We start from the raw sequence: 20,235 nt of genomic DNA, 5'->3' as shown, positions 1-20,235 counted from the left end.
AGAAAGTTTCTTTTAGTAGGCTTTTTAATTAATTTTCTATTTTTGATGATTTATTTTTATTAGAACTAACTGTTAAAATAACTAGTATTGCAAGTATTCCTAAAAGCACTGCTGTAAGTCCATATCCTCCAACTAAAGCTTGTACCTTACCTAAGAATATTCCAGCTACTCCAAAATCTCCATCTGAGAAAGTAGAGTTTGCAACTCCTAAACTACCAAGTACAGGAAGTAATGCTACTGGTAATAGTGATATTATTACTCCATTTACAAAAGCTCCAATTACAGCTCCTTTTCTACCACCTGTTGAGTTTCCAAATACTCCTGCTGTAGCTCCTGTGAAGAAGTGAGGCACAACCCCTGGTATTATTATTACAAGTCCTGCTGCTGCAAGAGCTAACATCGAAACTATACCTCCGATGAATGAACTTAAAAATCCTATTAATACTGCATTTGGTGCATAAGGGAAAACTATAGGGCAATCAAGTGCTGGTTTTGAATTAGGCACTAGTTTGCTAGCTATTCCTTTAAACGCAGGCACTATTTCATTTAAAACTAATCTAACTCCATTTTGGATTAATATAAATCCTGCTGCAAAAGTTAATGCTTGTATCATTGAAAATACTATAAAGTTTTTACCACCTGATAACTCTGATTCAATAAACTTAGGCCCTGCAACAAGTGCAACTACTATATATAGAATTAACATAGTTATTGATATAGAAACTGCTGAATCTCTTAAGAAACTTAGAGACTTAGGAACTTTCATTTCCTCTGTTGATTTTGAATTTTTTCCAACAGCCTTTCCTATTGATGCAGATATCGCATATCCAACTGATGAAAAGTGACCAAGTGCTACTGAGTCATTTTTAGTTATCTTTTTCATGAAAGGTTGACATATAGCAGGAGAAATTACCATTAAAAGTCCTAGTGCAAGTGAACCCGTAAATATTAAGTGAGCTCCACTCATTCCACCTGATATTAATATAACAGCTATCATACAAGCCATAAATAATGTATGATGTCCTGTTAAAAATATATATTTAAATTTCGTAAATCTAGCTATAAGAATATTTACTATCATACCAAATGTCATTATAAGCGCTGTAGCTGTACCGAATTTATCCATAGCAAGTGCAACTACTGCCTCATTATTAGGTATAACTCCACTTACATTAAATCCATATTCAAACATTTTACCAAATGGTTCTAATGAACCTGCTATTATACCTGCTGAAGCTGCTATTACAACAAATCCAACCATAGCCTTTAAAGTTCCTTTTATTATATCTTCAATAGGCTTCTTTTGTAATAAAAGTCCTACTAAAACTATAAATCCTACAAGCACTGATGGCTCAGATAAAAAGTCGATAGTTACTTTTAAAAAACCACTCATCTATGATGCCCCCTCTTTATTTAGGTTCTAGCAACCTAATTTTTCTTGTAATTTAGCTTTTAATTCATCTTTGTCAAATAACGCATCTAAAACTATTAAATTTGGTAAGTGAGATGCACTATCTTCTAAGTCTCTTGCTGTTATAAATATATCTGCTTGATCAGCTGTTGCATCTGCTAAAGAACTATGAGAAACTTCATATCCACTTAATCCTAATTCACTTAATACTTCATTAACATTCATCTCTACCATAAAACTTGATCCTAATCCTGATCCACAAACTGCCATTATTCTATTCATACTACATTACCCCCATTATCTCTTTTTCATTATTTAAATTTAATATTGTATTTAATTTATTTTGATCCATACATACTTTAGCAACCTTTTGCATAATTTCTAGATGTGAGCTACTATCAACTGCACTTAAAGTGAAAAATAAACTAACTTCTTTACCTAAAAAATCTACTGGCTTATTTAGCTTCAATAAACATAAATCTGTTTTTAATGCTCCATCTTCTGGTCTTGCATGCGGCATTGCAATTTTAGGTGCTATGCAAAAATATGATCCAAATTCATCAATTTTATTTAGTATTGCTTCATAATAAGAACCATTTATTGAATCCCTTTTTTGTAAAATATCACAAGTAATTTTGATAGCTTCTTTATAGTCATTTACATTGTCTAAAACTTTAACTATCATCTCTTACCCCCCCTTGCTTATCTTGAGTATTTATTTATAACTTCTAAAACTTCATTTTTATTTTTACTATTTAAAATTTTATCTATATTTTCTTTTTTACTAAGCATTTTAGTCAGACAAGCAAGTGCTTTTATATGTGTTTGATTATCTTTTGGAGCTAAACTTATGAAAATCTTAACTTTATGTTGCTCTTTCCCAGAAAAATAAATTTCTTCTTTAAATGTTGTAAGAGTCATGCTAACTTTATTTACTCCATCTTCTGGCCTTGCATGTGGCATCGCAACCTTTGGAGCTATAACTATATATGGGCCTAATTTTCTTACATTTTCTATCATAGCTTGTATATAAGAATCTTTAATATATCCTAAATCCTTTAGTGGATTCGCACTAACTCTTATTGCGTCTTCCCAATTTGTTGCTTCTTGGTTTAAATAAATAGTATCCTCATTTAGAAGTTCTCTTAATGTTGCTTTATAGCTTTTTCCTTTTTCTCTAGAAGAAATTACAATGTTTTTAATTTCTTCTCTTAGCTTTTCCTTATTTGAAATAGTTGCGTATTTTTCTACTCCATTTATAATTTTATTTATAAATTCTTGTTCAAAATTAAATACAGATTGCGTATTTGATATTTGAGAAAGTAAATTTTGCTTATCTAAATCTGTAAGGATAGGATTTACCTTTATAGCTTGTTTTTGGTTTAAATCAACAGTAGTTATAGCAAAATCATAGTACTTTTCATAATTTTCAAAATTCTTCAGGGACAATATATCTTGAATTTCTATCAAATCAAATAACTGCTCTATCTGATTTTTAAGAAGCTGTGAGGTTGCCATGCCTGAATTACATACTATAACAATTTTAGGAATTTTAATTTCAACTCCCATTTTTGAACTATATCCTCCAAAGTACATAGCTATATATGCTATCTCATCATCATTTAAATATATATCTAAGTTTTTCTCAATAGTTTTTACAACTTGTTTTGTAAATTGATATATTGATTTATACTTTTGCTTTACTTCACTTTTTATTAAGTTTAAGTAGTAAATTCCATACCTTATTTTAAATATAGAAGGTATAAGATGGTTTAATATATTTTTAGATAACACATCATAATCTTCTATTGATATACAAGAAATCTTTTCAAACTCTTTTACCATCATATTAACAGGAAGAATATATTTACTATTAAGTTCATTTTGATAAAAATAGTTTCTTATATCTTCATCTTTTGTAAAAAACGTTTGTATATAATATACTTCATCTTCATCAATATCATTTTTTAGGACTTTTCTAATTATATTTAATAATCTTTTAACCTCTTTGTGATACTCCAGACCATCTAAGAAATTCTTATCTTCATTTTTAAAAGTTATAGTATATTTATTTTTGATATAATAGTTTTTATAAAAAATTGATAAATACATAAGTATATAATTTGCGTTAGTATTTTTTAAAATATTTAAATCTTCTTCTTTCATTAAAGACTTTATATCTTCAAATACTTGCATATACCCGTATTCATCGAAAAAATAATTGTATTCATTGTATAAATTTATAAATAGATATCTTTTAGAATTATTGCTTCCAACTAACTTATATCCATTTTTAGCTTCTAATTCTAATTTATATTTACTTATATATTCTCTAACATTTTTGATATCGTTTAAAACAGTGTTTCTGCTTACTAAAAGCTTGTTACAATATCTTTCTATTGTTAATTTTTCTAAAGATAAAAATAAATCGATTATTATACTTATGCATCTTTCTTCTGAAGATAATATATAATCATCTTTAGAGTACTTAAGCACCTTTCTTATCTTATCTTTATCTTCTGATGTTATATGATAACCTAAGTTTCTTACATTCGATATTTCTAAATTATATTTTTTTATATGATCATTAATTTTTGAAATATCGTAATAAACTGTTCTTCTAGAAATATTTAATAACTTAACTATTTTTTCAATTTTTACATATTCATGATTCATAAGTATATCTAATATATCTTCTAGTCTTTTATTAAGTTTCATATGTTCTTCCTTTCTTAAGTTCATTATATAACTTTTTATTTTTGCACAAAAGACAAAATATACGCACATTTTTCATGCAAATTTTTGTACTCATCTTAATATATTAACCTATATCAACAATTTATTTAAATCAAAAATATAAAAAATACCTATCAAATTTAATAGGTATTTTTTATGCTTTTAAACCCTTCATTTTTTTATAATAAAATATAAATGAATACGCCCCTGGGATTATTATCCACAATAATATGCATATAGTTGAAGATGTTTCTATTTTAAAGAAAAATGCTGATATAAACATAATAATTGCTATTGGAAAAGAAATATATCCTAAAATTTTATGAGCTAATTTCCAAGTATCTTCATCTCTTATAGTCCAAGGAAGTCTTAATCCTAAATATCTATTAAATGGTATTTTGGGTGCAGAGTTTCCAAATACCATAATTAGAATAGATACCAAAGTAACTATCACCATATCATTATTTTTTAAGTTTAATAAATCCTTAGTTGATGGCATAATAGTCAATAAGTAAAACCCTGTAAAAACTAACATACTAAGTCTATTCAAAAATCTCATAGTCTTAATTTTAGGATTTCCTTCTGATAAATTTGATACCTTTGATGCTTTGATATCTAAAATTATCATTGAAATAATAGCGAGTGCTACAACAACAGTAAAACTCAAATTATTTTCTGGTGCTATTGTCCCCCAAATTATAATTAATAACGATGCTATAGAAAGCACTATACCTGTAATATCAATCTTTCTCATATATACATTCCCCCTTTATTATTTTTGAAATATATCTAAAAAATTCCCTAAAACTTCTTGGATTACAGAAGTATTTATAGAATAAATTACAAACTGTCCCTTCTTTTCAGAACTTATAAGTTCTGCATCTCTTAAAATATCCAAATGTTTGGATATAGATGGTTTTGACATGTCAAAGTGGTTAGATATCTCCCCTGCACTTAAATCCTTATTATTCAAAAGTTTTAAAATTTCTCTTCTTGTTTCATCACTTAAAGCTTTAAATACTTTTCCCATAAATGTATTCCTTTCTTTATATATTTAGCTAATTAGTTAAATATCTATATACTTATTATATTCTAGTTACTTTTAAATTGCAATATCTACTGAATATCATATTCTATCACCTTTCTTTTATTAAGGTTAATTTTCTTAAACGTAGAAAAAGATATCACACTAAGTAATATGCGATATCTTTTTTATAAGTATCTTATTGTCCTACATAATTTAAGTTAACTATAGGAAGTCCATATAAAGGTTCTTTTTCACTTCTATCAATTGAAAACTTGTCATTCTTCCCAGGGATAATTTCTAAAACATTTCCTTTAAAATCATTATCATTAAAGTTTATGCCAAATCCAGTCATTTCTTTGTTCCCATATAAGTAACATACTACTTTGTTTTCTTTCATAAAAGCAACTTGATTAAACTCTCCAACTTCTGATTCCCCAATATTTAAGAACTTATATCCAATAGTTTTATAAATTTCTTCTTTTGGAGTTCCTATCTTAAATGCATATGCCTTATCCCATTCAAAAGGTTTTAATTCACCTATATTAACTTCTTTAGTATATTCACTTAAATCCATAATTTTAATATGTAAATTTCCTGGATTATTACACATATCTTCTAATTCTTTCTTACTTTTTTCAAACTGGACTATTTCGCTAGATTTATCAACTACATCCCATCCATCTTTAGTTTTTTCTATATTGAAATTTATCTTGGATATACATTCCCCATGTTTCCCAGGTTCTGTTACTATAACATTTTCACCAGCTTTATTTTTATAATCATGTTGTTTAATTTGAACATGGTTATGCCCTGCCACAATTGCATCTATACCATCAACTTGAGTAGCTAAATCTTGTATTCTATTTCCTGGGTGTCTTGGTTTTTTAGGCTTTTCTCCAGTGTGAGCAACAGCTACGATAACATCAGCTTTGTCTTTTTCTTTCATAACCTTAACCCATTTTTTAGCATCTTCTACTAAATCTGTCATATACAGTTCTTGGTTGTAATTTGGTAAATCTTTTAATTCTACATCCCCTTCTCCAACTTCTTTTATTGTAAGCCCTAAAATTCCTAATTTCAAAGTACCTTGTGGCGTATTTATTTTTTTTATAACATATGGTTTTGTATAATTATCTCCATTATTTTTCTATGCATTTGCTGATAATACATCTATTTTTTGTTTTTCAAAATCAGATATTAAATTGTCTAGATAAAACTTATTATTAGATACAAATTCATGATTTCCAAGAACTACCGCATCATACCCTATATCTTTCATTTCCTTTGCTATAGGTGCTTCTATGTATTCTTCAATATTTCTATTTTCTCTACGTTTATCAAAATATCTATTCATATCGTCAGATGCTCCAAACCCTAAGTCAAAGAAATCTCCTGCATCAACTAAAGTAATATTCTTATCTTTACTTTTTTTATTTGCAACATAATCACTTAACTCATATGGTAAGATTCCATGTAAGTCTGTAGTAGCTAATACACTTATATTTGTCGTTTTTGTAGATGTGCATCCCCCTATAAAAATTGTAACTATTCCTATAGTTATATATAATAATTTTTTATTCATAAAATCTCAAAACCCTTCCTTCATCTTAACTCTACTTAGATGTATAAACAAACTTAATCATAGGACTATTCGTATATGTATTTTCTTCTCCTTCTTCCATTCTAAAGCAGTCATTTTTATCAGCTCTAATAGTTAAAACTCCATCATTAAAATCTGATTTTTTAAAATCAAAGCTCCATGGTGCACATTTATCTTCTCCGCTTAAGTATAAGACAACTTCATTTCCATTCATAAATACTAACTGTGGTTTATTACTTTCAGCAATGTTTAAAAACTTATAGCCAACTGTTTTATAAATTTTTTCTCTTGGTGTTTTTGGACTAAACACATATAGTTTATTCCATTTAAAAGGAACAGTTTTACCAAAACTTATTTCTTCACCTAATTTGTCTTTATTCTCAAATAATAAAGTTCCAAATATGCCTATATTGTTACACATCTCATTTAGAGCTTTTTTACTTTTTTCAAATTGAACTATATCACTTGATTTATCAATAACTTCCCATTTGTCTCCATCTTTTTCTAACTTTAAATTTATTTTTGAAATACATTCTCCATGTTTTCCAGGTTCTGTTACTATAACATTCTCTCCGGATTTATTTTTATAATCATTTTGTTTAATTTGAACATGGTTATGCCCTGCTACAATTGCATCTATACCATCAACTTGGGTAGCTAAATCTTGTATTCTATTTCCTGGGTGTCTTGGTTTTTTAGGTTTCTCTCCAGTGTGAGCAACAGCTACTATAACATCAGCTTTATCCTTTTCTTTCATGACTTTGACCCATTTTTTAGCATCTTCCACTAAGTCTGTCATATACAGTTCTCCCTTAAAACCAGCTTGATCTTTAAGTTCCAAAGATTTATTTTCTACTAACTTTTCTCCATCCCAGTATTTACTTTCTCCAACTTCTTTTATAGTAAGTCCCAGTATTCCTAATTTTACAGTTCCCTCTGGAGTTTCTACTTCTTTTATTACATACGGCTTTGTATAACTTTCTCCATTTGATTTATATGTATTTGCTGATAAGACACTTACACCTTGTTTTTCAAAGCTAGTTATCATATTATCTAATTCTTTTTTACTTCCTAAAAACTCATGATTTCCAAGAGTTACAGTGTCATATCCAATAGCTTTCATTTCTTTTGCTAAAGGCATATCCCTATATTGTATATTATTCTCTAACCTATCCTGCCCTGTCTGTTCAAAGAATTTTTCCATATCCCCAGATACACCGAATTCACTATCACAAAAATCACCAGCATCTACTAATGTTATATTTTTATCTTTCTTTTTTTCACTTGCTACATATTCACTTAATTCATTTGGAAGTACTCCATGTAAATCTGTAGTCGCTAATAAATTTACATCTGTAGTTTTAGTAGATGTACACCCCGATATTAATAACATACTTGTTATTAATAATCCTCCAAATAGTTTTTTATTCATAATGCACCCCTTATTTGTCATTTTTTACCAATATTATTAATTATTCACCATATTTTCTTAATTACCTTTTAACTTAATATTCTAACAATTCACAATTTTTAATCCATAAGCATAAAAAAGGTGTCGTAACCCTTCGACACCTACAATTAGTTTTATAGATTAAACTTCTCTATAGATTAATTTTTTCCTAAATTTAATTTTGTATCTTATTAATAATACGATGTAAGTAATTAAAGTAATTATACCAACATAAAAAATTCCAGTTAAAAAACTTCCAGTTCTTAATACAGGTCTATAATCTACCCCAATTTCAAAGTTTGCCGCTTTTCCATTCTTATCTCTAGGACCTATGTCTTGTCCCCTTATGGCTATAGATTCAGTTTGATTTGAATTGTCAGTATATCTATAAATAGGTTTTTTGTCAGGATCTGGATTAATTTCTAAATATCTTACATACTTAAAATCTTTACTTTTTAATATATCTTCAATTTGTTTTTTATATGTTTCTGGCTTATCTATTCGTTTTGCAATTCCCGCTTTATAAATCTCTCCACCTAGCATAGGTGATATGAACTCTAATTTATCTACTAATCTATCACAATAAACCATAGTTGCAAGCCATAATATTAATGATATTATAAACATATTCCTAAATATATTTACAATCTTCTTATTTAATTTTTCATTATCCTTTTTACTTTCCTTAAGCGATTTATGCAAATCTTTTAGCATTTCAGTTCCACCATCAAATTGATTTATAGCTTCCCTTTGCGCATCTTCTTCTGAGTATCCATTATCAATAAATTCATTAGTTGATGTTATTAAATGCTCCCTTAATTCTTCTTTTAACTCTTTTACTTCCTTACTTTTATCATTTTTATATAATGACTTTAAATATTCATCAATAATTTTCATAACTTATTTTCTCCCCTTTAAAAATTGATTCATTATGTTTTGGACAAAATCCCACTCTTGTATTTTTATATCTAAAGCGGTTCTTCCTTCATCAGTTATGTTATAATACTTTCTTCTACTGCCTGCCCCTTGTTCATTTCCCCAGTAAGATTTTATCAATCCTTTTGTTTCTAATCTTTTAAGAGAAACATACATTGTTCCATCTTTTAATTCAAATGTAGTTTTATCCCTAACAATTTTAGCTATTTCATATCCATAAGAATCTTCTTCATCTAAAATAGCTAAAATTAATGTATCTATATGCCCTTTTAAAACTTCTTTATTTAATTCCATAAAATCACCTCCGTTCATTAAGTACCTCACTATGCGATGTAGTTACATAAATATAGTAAATCAAAATACCTCGTAATGCAAGTGTAATTTCAAAAACAAAAAAATAAAAGGTGTCGCAACTCCACGACACCTTCAATAAAATTCAGTTTGACTTTTTTCAAGCTAAGTTATGATATATAGTCTGACAAAACGTTAAAGCCACGCTTTTAGGCTTTAGTTCCCGAAGACTATATATCATAACTAGCATATAAAACTAGCTAAATTTAAACATTTTTAGCTCCAAAATAATTATCTAATTCTTCTTCAAAGTTTATATTTTTACTTGAACCATTTTCACTTTTTAACTTAAATCTTTCTATAAGTGATTTTAACATTTGTGCTTGTCCACTTAATTCTTCACTAGCAGCTGCACTTTCTTCTGAAGTTGCTGAATTTGTTTGAACTACTTCAGATATTTGATCTACTCCTAGTGTAACTTGATTTATTGCATTAGCTTCATCTTCAGATGTTTTTGCTATATCATTAACTACTGCAGTTGTTCTATTTGTTGTATTTATTATTCTCTTGAATGAATCAGCTGTATTTTCCACTATTTCATTACCTTTATCAACGGCTTCTATTGAATTTTCAATAAGTGTAGCTGTATTTTTTGCGGCCTCAGCTGATTTAGATGCTAGGTTTCTAACTTCATCTGCAACAACAGCAAATCCTTTACCAGCTTCTCCTGCACGAGCCGCTTCTACCGCTGCATTTAATGCTAATATATTAGTTTGGAATGCTATGTCATCTATTGTTTTTATTATTCTAGCTATCTCATTAGAAGTAAATGATATTTCTTCCATGGCTTTTATCATATGAGTCATTTGGTCATTTCCTTCTTTAACTTGCTTACTTGAATTTAACATTAATGAATTTGCTTTCTTTGCATTATCAGCATTTTCTTTAATTTTATCTGATATTTCTGCTATAGTTGCAGATAATTCTTCCACTGCACTTGCTTGTTCTGTAGCACCTTGTGCTAAAAGTTGTGATCCACTTGATACTTGATTTGATGCACCTTCAACTTCTTCTGATGCTAAGTTTATTTGTAACATTATTTCACTTAGATCTTTAGTTATTTTTAAAACAGAGCTTTCTATTACTTTGAATACACCTACGTACTCAGTACTAGTTTCAACATCAAAGTTTCCAGATGCAACTTCTTCTAATACGTGTGTAGTATCCATTATAATCTCTTTTGTTCTATTACTCATTTGACGCATACTATCTGATAATGACCCTAATTCATCTTTTGAATCATACTCAATATCTATATCAAAATCTCCACCTGCCATCTTATTTGCAGCAGATTCTAATTCTTTGATTGGAGTTTGTAATTTTTTTGTTATAAATATACATATACCAAGCCCTGTTAATATAACAACTGCACTTATTACTACAGAAGATGTAATAGCTTTTGATGATCTTTCTTTTATCTCTTTATCAAATTCTACACTACGAGCTTTTTCATCTTCATATACAGCTTTTGCTGCATTTATAGATGCAACATATCCATTGTAGTATCCACTTCCATCTGTTATTGCAATTTGTTGTGCTTCCTGTGCTTTTCCTTGATGTAAAAGTGAATATATATTGTTATTTTCTTTTTTAAGATTTTCTATAGATGCTTCAAGATCGCTAACTAGCTTTTTATCACCTAAAGCTTTTTCTCTAAGTATTTTCATACTATTTTCAATACTTTCAAAGTCTTTTTGAGCCGATGCTTCATGCTCTTCAGGCTTGTTCCCCGCAATAGAGTTCATAACATTTTGATCTATAGATACTAAATCTCTTCTAATACTCATAGATTCATTTGTTACTTGAAAAGGACCTGTATATAAGTCGTGACTTTGATTTGCAGATTTTTTTAGGTTACTTATTAAAAATAAATTTGATAATGCTGTAAGCACTAATAAAATAACAAATGCCAACCCTAACTTTTGTCCTATTTTTAAGTTTTTTAAATTCATATATTTTCCTCCCTGTCCTCTGTTGATTATGATAGCTTTTCTTAAAAATTAGTATAATAACTTCTAAAATATAGCTAATTTGATACCATCTATTTGTATACGGATAAAAACTTATATACTTTAATAAAAATAAGGCATTACACATAGTGCAATGCCTTACTTTTATTTATGTCCTCCACCAGTTACTTGATTTAGTACAAACTCATCATCCAAAACTTCAATATCGAAAGCTTGCCCAAATCCTTTAACTAATCTTCCACTTTTTATATTTAATTCAAAAATATCAAAATCTAAGCTTTTTAATACCATCATTATTTGACTTCCATGAATTTTTTCAAACTCATCTAATATATATCTTTCATCATCTTGTTTAATTTCTACTTCACAAGAAAAGCTTACTCTCTGTCTTGCAAATATAGATTTACTTTCATTTTCATCTTCAATTATCATAACTGAGCATTTATTATTTTCTAATAAGTTGAAATAATGATTAGCAGCTTTACTTATATAAATATATAATTTATTGTTTTTCATTATAAAAGGTGCATAACTTACTTCTGGACCACTGTTCTTACTCAATGAACTTATCATTAAACTTTTTTGTGATTTTAGTAAATTTTCCATAATGTCTATTCTCCTATGATTTTATATTTAATATTTGTTCAATAATATATAAGCATCCTCTAAATCCAACAAACGGTGTGTATGGATATATATTTACTTTTTCAAGATTAGGATTACTTACTTGTATATCTAGTTTAGAATCATGCTTCATATCTATACTAGGTCCATCCCCTAAAAGAATCATTAATTCATTTTCTTTTAGGAATTTCATCCTTTCTAATTCACTTTTTCCAACTAGAATTTCATCATCTTCACATGTAATTTTATATAAAATTTCTTTTCTAATTACATTTAGACCTAATTCAGTTAGCATATCATTAAAGCCTAAAACAGTATCATAGTCTCCAAATACTGCACAAGCTTTTATTTCATTATAGAAATAAAACTTTCTCTTTAATCCAAACATATGCTTTTTAACAAGCTGAACTTCTTCATCAAATTTCGCTTTATTCAAGTCGTATCCTTCAATTTGATTTACTTCTTCTATAAAATCGATAGTGTTCTTTAGTCCGTATAGATTTTTATAAATATATGGTATATTATATTTTTCTTTCATATACTCAGCTGCCTTTAAAGCTTCTTTTCTAACAACTATATTTAGTGATGCTTTTGTTGAATTTTCAATATCTTCTATACTAGAATTAGCTGTAAAGATCGTATTTAAATCTTTATTAAACAGGTCTCTCATTAATCGCTCAAGCTCTTTAGCATCAGATAAGTAGTTGTATTTATCTATATTAAATCCTAATATATTATATTTATTGATATCTTTTATATTTTCTTTTACAACTTGAGACGCCAATAGCTTAAGCATATACTCAACACCAACGTTATAATCATCTTTTAAACCGCCGGTAGTTATAGGTATTAGTTTTGCTTTAGTCCTGTTTTTTAATATATCACAAATGCTATTTATATCTGCTCCTATAATAGATGATATAGAAGATGCTATTACAAATATATACTTTGGAGATATGTTTTCATCAATTTCTAATATTGCTTTTTCAAGTCTATCATATTTTCCAAATGTAACATCACTTTGATCCATATGTGTAGAATATACCTTTGCTTCATCTTCTCCATTTAAACTGCCTATTCCTTCTATTGCATAATGAGTAGTTCCAGCTGGCCCAAACTCTATAACACATGCATCTTTTATAGATGACAAAGTCCATATAATACCCATTCTATCGTTTGCAACTGGGAAATACTTATAAACTTCCATGCATCATACCTCCCATTTTGTTATTTTTCATCTGAAATAATTTAATTAAGTCTTTCATCATAGCTATCGGTAATTCATATCCTATTTTTTGAGCATGAGAATCCATAGTTATTTGCATAAGTCCTTTTTCTCTAAGTAACATAGGATTTTCGTGACCTATATACAAGTCAGCTCCTATAGAATCATATAAGTATCTTAGTGGAGCAATATTAGCTATTCTACTAACATATGGGTTAAATCCTTTTTCTATCAAATTCTCTTTAAATATTTTATCTTGTTCATATAGCTCTCTTACTTGCACAAATATAGGTATAGCACCTAAGTCACTTAAAAAATCTACAGTCTCAAATGCCATCATTGGAGTATTTCCGTATATAAGTTTTTTTCCTTTTAATATCTCGCTTAATTTTAAGAATAGTTCATCGTATTCTTTTCTTTGTTCACTTAATTTTTTATTAAAATCTATATCTAATATTTTGCTTAACTTATGATAGTTTTCAAAAATTATATTTTTACTCATATGCTTATCAAAATAAATATAATCGATACTAAACTTTTCTTTCATATATTTTGCAAGATCTATTGCAATCATATCTGTAACAATATTTAATTTTACATTAGAAGCATTTTTTATATCTTCTATATCACATTTGGAAGGTATAACTGTGTTGATTTTTATACCTTGACTTTTTAAAAGGTTTACTAATTCTGTTTTTTCAACATCAGATTGTCTATGTCCTAATATGTTTACCCCTTCATTATACTTAGGCTTATTCATAGCATTCCCTAATGATTTTAAAGCTCTAGTCATTCCTGGTATATGAGAATTACATTTAAAATGCTCTGTATTTACTACAAATATAGGTATATTAATTTCATCTGATAAACTATACTCTATAGATGAATAATCTTCCCCTATAAGTTCTGGAACACATGTAGTAACTATCATTATCGCATCAGGTTCTTCTATTTCCACAATTTGCTTTATTGCTTTCTCGACCTTTATTTGAGCTCCAAACACTACATCTTTTTCTTTAAGTGCAAGTGAATATACACTATCTTTACCCTTTTGCCTATGATATGCAAAATTTTTAGTGTAATAAGTACACTCGCTAGTTCCAACAACTAAAACTGGCATATTTTTTATATAGCTTGCTGTAAGCATAACACCAAATAATGGACAGTGTGTTCCTGGAAATATTGCGTGAGACAAAGACTTTATATCTTTATCTTCATTTATTTCATCTAATTTATTTAAAACGTCTAAACTATACATAAATCTCAATCTCCTAAGCTATCTTTATAGTCTGTATTGGATGGATTCTTGGTTTATTAGAAATTGGGTCATTATCTATATCACATTCTATTTTATAAACTTGTTTTATAGTTTCTTTGTTTATAATCTCTCTTGGGCATCCATCTGAAACTACCTCTCCATCTTTCATAATAACCAACCTGTCACTATATTTACTTGCCTGATTTAGTTCATGAAGTACCATGACAATAGTTATATTAAACTTTTCATTGATTTCTCTTACCAACTCCATAACTTCTAATTGATATGATATATCTAGATATGTAGTTGGCTCATCTAGTAAAAGTATATCTGGTTTTTGACAAAGGGCCTGCGCGATATAAGCCCTTTGTCTTTCTCCTCCTGATAAAGAATTTATAGGAGTGTTTTTATATTTTTTTAATCCTGTATTTTTTATAGCCCAATTTACAATCTCTTCATCAGATTTAGTTTTACTTTCGTACCATTTTTTATGAGGCATCCTTCCAAAGTAAACTAGTTCTTCAACTGTCAAATCTCCCGGTGCATCATTATGTTGAGATAATAAGCATACTTTTTGAGATATATGCTTACTTTTTAATTTTTTTATGCTTTCATTTTGTATATATATTTCTCCGCTCATAGGTTTTATAATTCTAGATAAAGTTTTTAATAATGTTGATTTTCCACAACCATTAGGCCCTATTATAGAAACTACTTCACCTTTATTTATGCTTAGGCTTAAATTTTCAATTATTACTTTTTCCTCATATCCAACTTTTAAATTCTTACAACTAATCATTAAAAGTTCCCTCTCTTTCTTAGCAAGTATAAGAAGAATGGTCCTCCAACTATAGACATTATTACACCTACTGGTATTTCTACAGCGCCTCCAATAGTTCTGCCTAATGTGTCTGCAACTAATAAAACTATACTTCCTAAAATCATACTAAATGGTATGGTAAACTTATGATCACTTCCCATTATCATCCTTGCTATATGAGGAACTATAAGACCTACAAAGCTTATAATTCCAACTACCGCTGTAGATGTAGCTGCCAAAAATACAGCTACTCCTGATATCAATAGTCTAGTTAAGTTAACATTAAATCCTAAGTTAGTAGCTGCATCATCCCCTAATTGAAGTACATTTGCACTTCTTATAAGAAATAATGATATAACTAATCCTACTATTGAATATATAAATAGCATTTCAACATCTGCCCAAGTCTTGGTAGCTAAACTACCATTTAACCAAAGCATAGCGCTTTGTATTCTATCACTATACATAGTTGATAAATATGAAATTACACCTCCTAATATAGTGTTTATAGCAACACCAGCTAGCACTATCCTTCCTGGCTTTAATCCATTTTTATAAGCCATTAAAAATACTAATATGCAAGCTATAGCCCCACCTATAAATGCAGCAATAGGAAGTATTCCCGTGTATTTTGGTAGAAGTAATAGGATAAAAATAGCTGCTACACTTGCTCCACTCGAAACTCCTGTTATTCCAGGGTCTGCTAGCGGGTTTTTCATAACTGATTGTAAAAGAACTCCACTTACAGCTAAGTTAGCTCCAACTAATGCTGCTAATATATTTCTCGGTAATCTCATTTTATAAACTATTGTAGTCACCATTTTATTATCATTGTTAATTAGTGCATTTATAATCTCTGTAAAGCTTAAGTTAACACTTCCAATAGTAGTTAATAGCACTAAGAGTATAAGTAGTGATGCTAGTGATAGACCTATTGTTAAATATTTTTTATTAATTTTCATAATTAATTACCGTAAAAAATTTCTCCAAGAGTCTTTATAGCGTCTTTTACTTGTAAGTTTGCTGATATATTAAATACACTTGGGTCTAAATCTATTACTTTATTGTTCTTAACTGCATCTAACTCCTTATATGCTGAGTTTTTATCAAAAGCTTGGTCAAATGCCTTTTTAGTTTGTTCTAACTCTCCATGAGCAAATCTTAGTATGTAATCTGGATTTTGCTCAAGTATTTGCTCTAAACTAAATTGTATATATGGTGATTTCACATTAGTATCTAAGTTATTAGCTATATTTTTAGCACCTAACGTTTTAGTTAAATCCCCTAGATAAGATGTATCTGTTGCAAGCATGAAGTTTTCTCCTCCACCAAATAAAATTGCTACTGTTGGAGCCTCTCCTTTTTTATTAGCCTTAGCTTCTTTTTCTACATCTTTTAATTCATTTATAAGTTTTGTAGCTTCTTTTTCTTCGCCTATTTTAGCTCCTAGTTTTTCTATACTAGATAAAAAGCTTGTGTATGTACTTGTGTCAAAGAAAAATGTGTTTAAATCATACCCCTTCATACTTTCTTCAACTTTTTCCTTAAACATATTATCCATAACAAATAAATCTGGTTCTAAAGATGCTACAATTTCTAAATCAGGACTCATAGCTTGACCTACTTTTGGTAGATCTTTATATTTTTGTGGTAATTCCATCTTTGTTGTAGGAACCCCAAGAACTTCTGCATCTAATTTATCTAATACTTGAGTAGCTGATACAGTAGCACTTACTACACTCACTTTTTCTTTTTCTTCTTCTTTTGATTGCCCTGTACTTGAAGCTTGGCAACCCGTTAAAAATAATGCTGATATCATAAAAACTGACGCTAATTTTCTAAATTTCATAATATTCTCCTCCGTATGTATTTTCAAATTTTTTATCCTATTACTTTTTTAGCTAATTCCAAATAAACATTAGCCATATCGCAATTTTTATCTTTTTCTATAACTGTTTTTCCATCGTTTTCTGATATTTGTACCATTTTTTCTCTAGGTATATAATGGAAAACTTCACTATTTATTTCATCTGCTAAAGTTTCAACTAAATCCATTTCACCTTCAACATTTTTAGCATTTAATATTAATCCTTTAAGGGATGCATATCCCCTATTTTTAAATTGATTTACAGCAGTTGAAATATTACTTGCTGCATACATAGACATCATTTCTCCAGAAGTTACTATATATACTTCTTCTGCATACCCATTTCGAATAGGCATTGAAAATCCTCCACATACAACATCTCCCAAAACGTCATATATAACTATGTCTGGGTTATATTTTTCAAATGCATTAAGCTCTTCTAACTTCTCAAATGCAGCTATTATACCCCTTCCTGCGCATCCAACCCCAGGAGTTGGGCCTCCTGCCTCTACGCAAAGTACTCCATTATAACCTTTAAATACTATATCTTCTAACTCAACTCCATCGCCTTTAGTATTCATGACATCTAAAACTGTTGGAATAAATTTCCCCTTCATTAAATTTTTAGTAGAATCTGCTTTAGGATCACACCCTATTTGCATAACTTTATATCCTAAACTAGATAAAGCTGCTGATAAATTTGAAGTAGTGGTAGATTTTCCAATTCCACCCTTCCCATATATAGCTATTTTCCTCATTGACATTCTCCTTAACTTATTTCATAATATTAATATGTTGTTTTTATTTGATATCAATTATCATTTACAATTACATTATATTATCTATAAGATTTTATTTCTTTAACTATATTTTCAAAATTTATAAATATATTTGCATTCAAGGGAGGTTAATCAATGAAAAGTTTAGAAGGTTTATTAAGTGATTTTTATGATTTATTAGAAATCCCAATTCAGTTTTTAGATAAAAATTTAAAACTTATAAGTAGTAAGGGGTATTCAGATAAGCTATTTAGACTATGTGATGATTTAGGTATCCTAAATAATATAGATAGAAATTCTTCATCTACTATTAAAATTAATTCTAGTGAGAATATACATTTTATAATAATCCCTAAGTTAAATCTTATTAACCAAAAAGGATATTTTATAGTTGGACCATTTAAATCAGAAAGTATGTGTAAGGAATATGATATTCCATTTAAGCCATTGTCATGTTCTGATTATTTTTCGTCTGTTCTAGAAACTATAATAAAAAATAAGTACTATAAAAAACATAAGTTTAGTGTATATGTAAAAGAAGGTATAGATTATATTCATAGGAATTATTACAATGATATAAATCTCAATACAGTCTGTGATCATCTAAATATAAACAAAAGTTATTTCTGTTCTATTTTTAAAAAGGAAACAGGCTATACATTCTCTAATTTTTTAAATAAATTAAGAGTTGAAAAAAGCAAAGAATTTTTACTAGAAAATGATGAGTCAATTTTAGATATAGCCTTATCTGTTGGGTATAATAACCACACATACTACTCTTCAGTATTTAAAAAGTATAATGGAATTAGTCCTCAAGAATATAGACACACTACGCTACAATAAAAAAGGGTATCGAATTTATCGATACCCTTTTCATAACACATAGAAATAGCGAATGGACTATATATAACATGACGAAACGTTAAAGCTGCGCATTTTTAGCTTTAGTGCATAAATGTTATATATAGTCCCAAGCTATACTATCTAACTATATATTTGCTTGTTCTCTTAAAGTTTCAGCTTTATTAGTTCTTTCCCATGGTAAATCTAAATCAGTTCTACCAAAGTGTCCATAAGCTGCAACATTTTTGTACATAGGCTTTCTTAAGTCTAAATCTCTTATTATTGCTCCTGGTCTTAAGTCAAAGTTCTTGTTAACTAAATCAACAAGTAATTCTTCACTTACTTTTCCAGTTCCAAATGTATCTATGAATACAGATAATGGTCTAGCAACTCCTATAGCATAAGCTAACTCTATTTCACATTTGTCTGCAAGTCCTGCTGCTACTATATTTTTTGCAACGTATCTTGCAGCATATGCTGCTGATCTATCAACTTTTGTAGGATCTTTTCCTGAGAAAGCTCCTCCTCCATGTCTTGAGTATCCACCGTAAGTATCTATTATTATCTTTCTTCCAGTAAGACCTGTATCTCCTTGAGGTCCTCCTATAACGAATCTTCCTGTTGGATTTATATATATTTTAGTTTCTTCGTCTAAAAGTACTTCTGGTATAACAACTTTTATAACTTTTCCTATTAAATCTCTTCTTATAGTTTCATTATCTATGTCTTCACTATGTTGAGTAGATATTAATACTGTATGAACTCTAACTGCTTTATTTCCATCGTATTCAACAGTAACTTGAGTTTTTCCATCTGGTCTTAAGTATTCTAATTCTCCACTTTTTCTAACTTCTGTTAATCTTCTTGATAACTTATGAGCAAGAGATATTGGAAGAGGCATTAATTCCTCTGTCTCATTACATGCAAAACCAAACATTATACCTTGGTCTCCAGCTCCTATTTTTTCTATTTCATCTTCAGTTAATTCTCCGCTTCTATTTTCTAAAGCTTCATCAACTCCCATAGCTATATCTCCTGATTGCTCATCTATTGAAGTTATAACTGCACAAGTATCTCCGTCAAATCCAAATTTTGCTCTAGTATATCCTATTTCTTTAACTGTTTCTCTAACTAATTTAGGTATATCAACGTAAGTGTTAGTACTTATTTCTCCTGCAACTAATACTAATCCTGTTGTAACTGTTGTTTCACAAGCAACCCTAGCTTGTGGGTCATTTGTTAAAAGTGCATCTAATATTGCATCTGATATTTGATCACATATTTTATCTGGATGCCCTTCTGTAACTGATTCTGATGTAAATAAATGTCTTGCCATTT

General features: G+C 28.7%; 21 protein-coding genes. 1 reads left to right on the top strand and 20 read right to left on the bottom strand.

All coding sequences use genetic code 11. The annotated features are described in order from the left end of the window. Positions 1 to 28 precede the first annotated feature (28 nt). The 19 genes from ulaA to GFJ41_RS00340 form a co-directional block, all read right to left on the bottom strand. Entirely contained in the window at positions 29 to 1,393 is a 1,365-nt protein-coding gene (gene ulaA / locus GFJ41_RS00425) for a PTS ascorbate transporter subunit IIC (RefSeq protein WP_025161494.1), read from the bottom strand. Positions 1,394 to 1,420: 27 nt separating this feature from the next. Then, positions 1,421 to 1,693 carry a PTS sugar transporter subunit IIB gene (locus tag GFJ41_RS00420; RefSeq protein ID WP_021430754.1) on the bottom strand — a complete coding sequence of 91 codons (273 nt, stop codon included), beginning with the start codon at positions 1,691 to 1,693 and terminating at the stop codon, positions 1,421 to 1,423. A gap of 1 nt (position 1,694) precedes the next feature. Continuing rightward, positions 1,695 to 2,096, bottom strand: coding sequence for a PTS sugar transporter subunit IIA (locus GFJ41_RS00415; RefSeq protein WP_170074345.1), 402 nt, complete (start codon positions 2,094 to 2,096; stop codon positions 1,695 to 1,697). Positions 2,097 to 2,113: 17 nt separating this feature from the next. Then, positions 2,114 to 4,129 (bottom strand): BglG family transcription antiterminator, encoded by a 2,016-nt coding sequence (locus GFJ41_RS00410; RefSeq protein ID WP_035114010.1) that lies wholly within the window; start codon positions 4,127 to 4,129, stop codon positions 2,114 to 2,116. Positions 4,130 to 4,301: 172 nt separating this feature from the next. Beyond that, on the bottom strand, positions 4,302 to 4,901 hold the full coding sequence (locus GFJ41_RS00405) for an SdpI family protein (protein WP_035114012.1): 600 nt from the start codon (positions 4,899 to 4,901) through the stop codon (positions 4,302 to 4,304). A gap of 18 nt (positions 4,902 to 4,919) precedes the next feature. After that, positions 4,920 to 5,177, bottom strand: a complete 258-nt coding sequence (locus GFJ41_RS00400) for an autorepressor SdpR family transcription factor (protein WP_035114015.1) — start codon at positions 5,175 to 5,177, stop codon at positions 4,920 to 4,922. A 193-nt stretch (positions 5,178 to 5,370) separates the two neighbouring features. After that, positions 5,371 to 6,255 carry a metallophosphoesterase family protein gene (locus tag GFJ41_RS18610; RefSeq protein ID WP_226890204.1) on the bottom strand — a complete coding sequence of 295 codons (885 nt, stop codon included), beginning with the start codon at positions 6,253 to 6,255 and terminating at the stop codon, positions 5,371 to 5,373. Positions 6,256 to 6,321: 66 nt separating this feature from the next. Next, positions 6,322 to 6,756, bottom strand: a complete 435-nt coding sequence (locus tag GFJ41_RS18605; RefSeq protein WP_226890203.1) for a metallophosphoesterase — start codon at positions 6,754 to 6,756, stop codon at positions 6,322 to 6,324. 31 nt (positions 6,757 to 6,787) lie between these two features. Beyond that, a complete protein-coding gene (locus GFJ41_RS00390) occupies positions 6,788 to 8,206 on the bottom strand; it encodes a metallophosphoesterase (protein ID WP_170074344.1) in 1,419 nt (472 codons plus the stop codon). A gap of 159 nt (positions 8,207 to 8,365) precedes the next feature. Further along, positions 8,366 to 9,121 (bottom strand): permease prefix domain 1-containing protein, encoded by a 756-nt coding sequence (locus tag GFJ41_RS00385; protein WP_052169042.1) that lies wholly within the window; start codon positions 9,119 to 9,121, stop codon positions 8,366 to 8,368. Between the two features lie 3 nt (positions 9,122 to 9,124). Next, positions 9,125 to 9,454 (bottom strand): PadR family transcriptional regulator, encoded by a 330-nt coding sequence (locus tag GFJ41_RS00380; protein ID WP_170074343.1) that lies wholly within the window; start codon positions 9,452 to 9,454, stop codon positions 9,125 to 9,127. Between the two features lie 263 nt (positions 9,455 to 9,717). Next, complete coding sequence (locus GFJ41_RS00375; protein ID WP_035114017.1) at positions 9,718 to 11,463, bottom strand: methyl-accepting chemotaxis protein; 1,746 nt, start codon at positions 11,461 to 11,463, stop codon at positions 9,718 to 9,720. A 162-nt stretch (positions 11,464 to 11,625) separates the two neighbouring features. Continuing rightward, entirely contained in the window at positions 11,626 to 12,087 is a 462-nt protein-coding gene (locus GFJ41_RS00370) for a HugZ family pyridoxamine 5'-phosphate oxidase (RefSeq protein WP_035114019.1), read from the bottom strand. A 13-nt stretch (positions 12,088 to 12,100) separates the two neighbouring features. Beyond that, a complete protein-coding gene (locus GFJ41_RS00365; RefSeq protein ID WP_170074342.1) occupies positions 12,101 to 13,312 on the bottom strand; it encodes a nitrogenase component 1 in 1,212 nt (403 codons plus the stop codon). Continuing rightward, positions 13,299 to 14,588: a nitrogenase component 1 gene (locus GFJ41_RS00360; protein ID WP_170074341.1), complete on the bottom strand. Its 1,290-nt coding sequence runs from the start codon at positions 14,586 to 14,588 to the stop codon at positions 13,299 to 13,301. The genes GFJ41_RS00365 and GFJ41_RS00360 overlap by 14 nt, the downstream gene beginning before the upstream one ends. A gap of 13 nt (positions 14,589 to 14,601) precedes the next feature. Then, positions 14,602 to 15,387, bottom strand: coding sequence for an ABC transporter ATP-binding protein (locus tag GFJ41_RS00355; RefSeq protein ID WP_170074340.1), 786 nt, complete (start codon positions 15,385 to 15,387; stop codon positions 14,602 to 14,604). After that, positions 15,387 to 16,370 (bottom strand): FecCD family ABC transporter permease, encoded by a 984-nt coding sequence (locus tag GFJ41_RS00350; protein ID WP_035114029.1) that lies wholly within the window; start codon positions 16,368 to 16,370, stop codon positions 15,387 to 15,389. Before GFJ41_RS00350 ends, GFJ41_RS00355 begins: the two co-directional genes overlap by 1 nt. Before the next feature lie 2 nt (positions 16,371 to 16,372). Next, entirely contained in the window at positions 16,373 to 17,257 is an 885-nt protein-coding gene (locus GFJ41_RS00345) for an ABC transporter substrate-binding protein (RefSeq protein ID WP_170074339.1), read from the bottom strand. 32 nt (positions 17,258 to 17,289) lie between these two features. Further along, positions 17,290 to 18,033, bottom strand: coding sequence for a nucleotide-binding protein (locus GFJ41_RS00340; RefSeq protein ID WP_170074338.1), 744 nt, complete (start codon positions 18,031 to 18,033; stop codon positions 17,290 to 17,292). A gap of 156 nt (positions 18,034 to 18,189) precedes the next feature. Here GFJ41_RS00340 and GFJ41_RS00335 point away from each other — a divergent pair, with 156 nt between their 5' ends. Then, entirely contained in the window at positions 18,190 to 18,897 is a 708-nt protein-coding gene (locus GFJ41_RS00335) for a helix-turn-helix transcriptional regulator (protein ID WP_170074337.1), read from the top strand. Positions 18,898 to 19,042: 145 nt separating this feature from the next. On the opposite strand, the gene metK is transcribed toward GFJ41_RS00335, so the two are convergent. Then, positions 19,043 to 20,233 carry a methionine adenosyltransferase gene (gene metK, locus GFJ41_RS00330; RefSeq protein WP_170074336.1) on the bottom strand — a complete coding sequence of 397 codons (1,191 nt, stop codon included), beginning with the start codon at positions 20,231 to 20,233 and terminating at the stop codon, positions 19,043 to 19,045. Between the last annotated feature and the right edge of the window lie 2 nt (positions 20,234 to 20,235).

The organism is Paraclostridium dentum, assembly GCF_012922555.1.
In the GTDB taxonomy this organism is placed as follows: domain Bacteria; phylum Bacillota; class Clostridia; order Peptostreptococcales; family Peptostreptococcaceae; genus Paraclostridium; species Paraclostridium dentum.
Note: the sequence above shows the minus strand (reverse complement) of the source record. Positions and strands in the feature narration are given on the sequence as shown.

Bases quoted from the DNA above. Each gene is read 5' to 3' on its own strand.
- GFJ41_RS00420 (WP_021430754.1), bottom strand. From the start codon at position 1,693: ATGAATAGAATAATGGCAGTTTGTGGATCAGGATTAGGATCAAGTTTT.
- GFJ41_RS00355 (WP_170074340.1), bottom strand. From the start codon at position 15,387: ATGATTAGTTGTAAGAATTTAAAAGTTGGATATGAGGAAAAAGTAATA.
- GFJ41_RS00345 (WP_170074339.1), bottom strand. From the start codon at position 17,257: ATGAAATTTAGAAAATTAGCGTCAGTTTTTATGATATCAGCATTATTT.
- GFJ41_RS00385 (WP_052169042.1), bottom strand. From the start codon at position 9,121: ATGAAAATTATTGATGAATATTTAAAGTCATTATATAAAAATGATAAA.
- GFJ41_RS00335 (WP_170074337.1), top strand. From the start codon at position 18,190: ATGAAAAGTTTAGAAGGTTTATTAAGTGATTTTTATGATTTATTAGAA.
- GFJ41_RS18605 (WP_226890203.1), bottom strand. From the start codon at position 6,756: ATGAATAAAAAATTATTATATATAACTATAGGAATAGTTACAATTTTT.
- GFJ41_RS00340 (WP_170074338.1), bottom strand. From the start codon at position 18,033: ATGAGGAAAATAGCTATATATGGGAAGGGTGGAATTGGAAAATCTACC.
- metK (WP_170074336.1), bottom strand. From the start codon at position 20,233: ATGGCAAGACATTTATTTACATCAGAATCAGTTACAGAAGGGCATCCA.
- GFJ41_RS00415 (WP_170074345.1), bottom strand. From the start codon at position 2,096: ATGATAGTTAAAGTTTTAGACAATGTAAATGACTATAAAGAAGCTATC.
- GFJ41_RS00380 (WP_170074343.1), bottom strand. From the start codon at position 9,454: ATGGAATTAAATAAAGAAGTTTTAAAAGGGCATATAGATACATTAATT.
- GFJ41_RS00370 (WP_035114019.1), bottom strand. From the start codon at position 12,087: ATGGAAAATTTACTAAAATCACAAAAAAGTTTAATGATAAGTTCATTG.
- GFJ41_RS00390 (WP_170074344.1), bottom strand. From the start codon at position 8,206: ATGAATAAAAAACTATTTGGAGGATTATTAATAACAAGTATGTTATTA.
- GFJ41_RS00375 (WP_035114017.1), bottom strand. From the start codon at position 11,463: ATGAATTTAAAAAACTTAAAAATAGGACAAAAGTTAGGGTTGGCATTT.
- GFJ41_RS00400 (WP_035114015.1), bottom strand. From the start codon at position 5,177: ATGGGAAAAGTATTTAAAGCTTTAAGTGATGAAACAAGAAGAGAAATT.
- GFJ41_RS00360 (WP_170074341.1), bottom strand. From the start codon at position 14,588: ATGTATAGTTTAGACGTTTTAAATAAATTAGATGAAATAAATGAAGAT.
- GFJ41_RS00365 (WP_170074342.1), bottom strand. From the start codon at position 13,312: ATGGAAGTTTATAAGTATTTCCCAGTTGCAAACGATAGAATGGGTATT.
- ulaA (WP_025161494.1), bottom strand. From the start codon at position 1,393: ATGAGTGGTTTTTTAAAAGTAACTATCGACTTTTTATCTGAGCCATCA.
- GFJ41_RS00405 (WP_035114012.1), bottom strand. From the start codon at position 4,901: ATGAGAAAGATTGATATTACAGGTATAGTGCTTTCTATAGCATCGTTA.
- GFJ41_RS00350 (WP_035114029.1), bottom strand. From the start codon at position 16,370: ATGAAAATTAATAAAAAATATTTAACAATAGGTCTATCACTAGCATCA.
- GFJ41_RS00410 (WP_035114010.1), bottom strand. From the start codon at position 4,129: ATGAAACTTAATAAAAGACTAGAAGATATATTAGATATACTTATGAAT.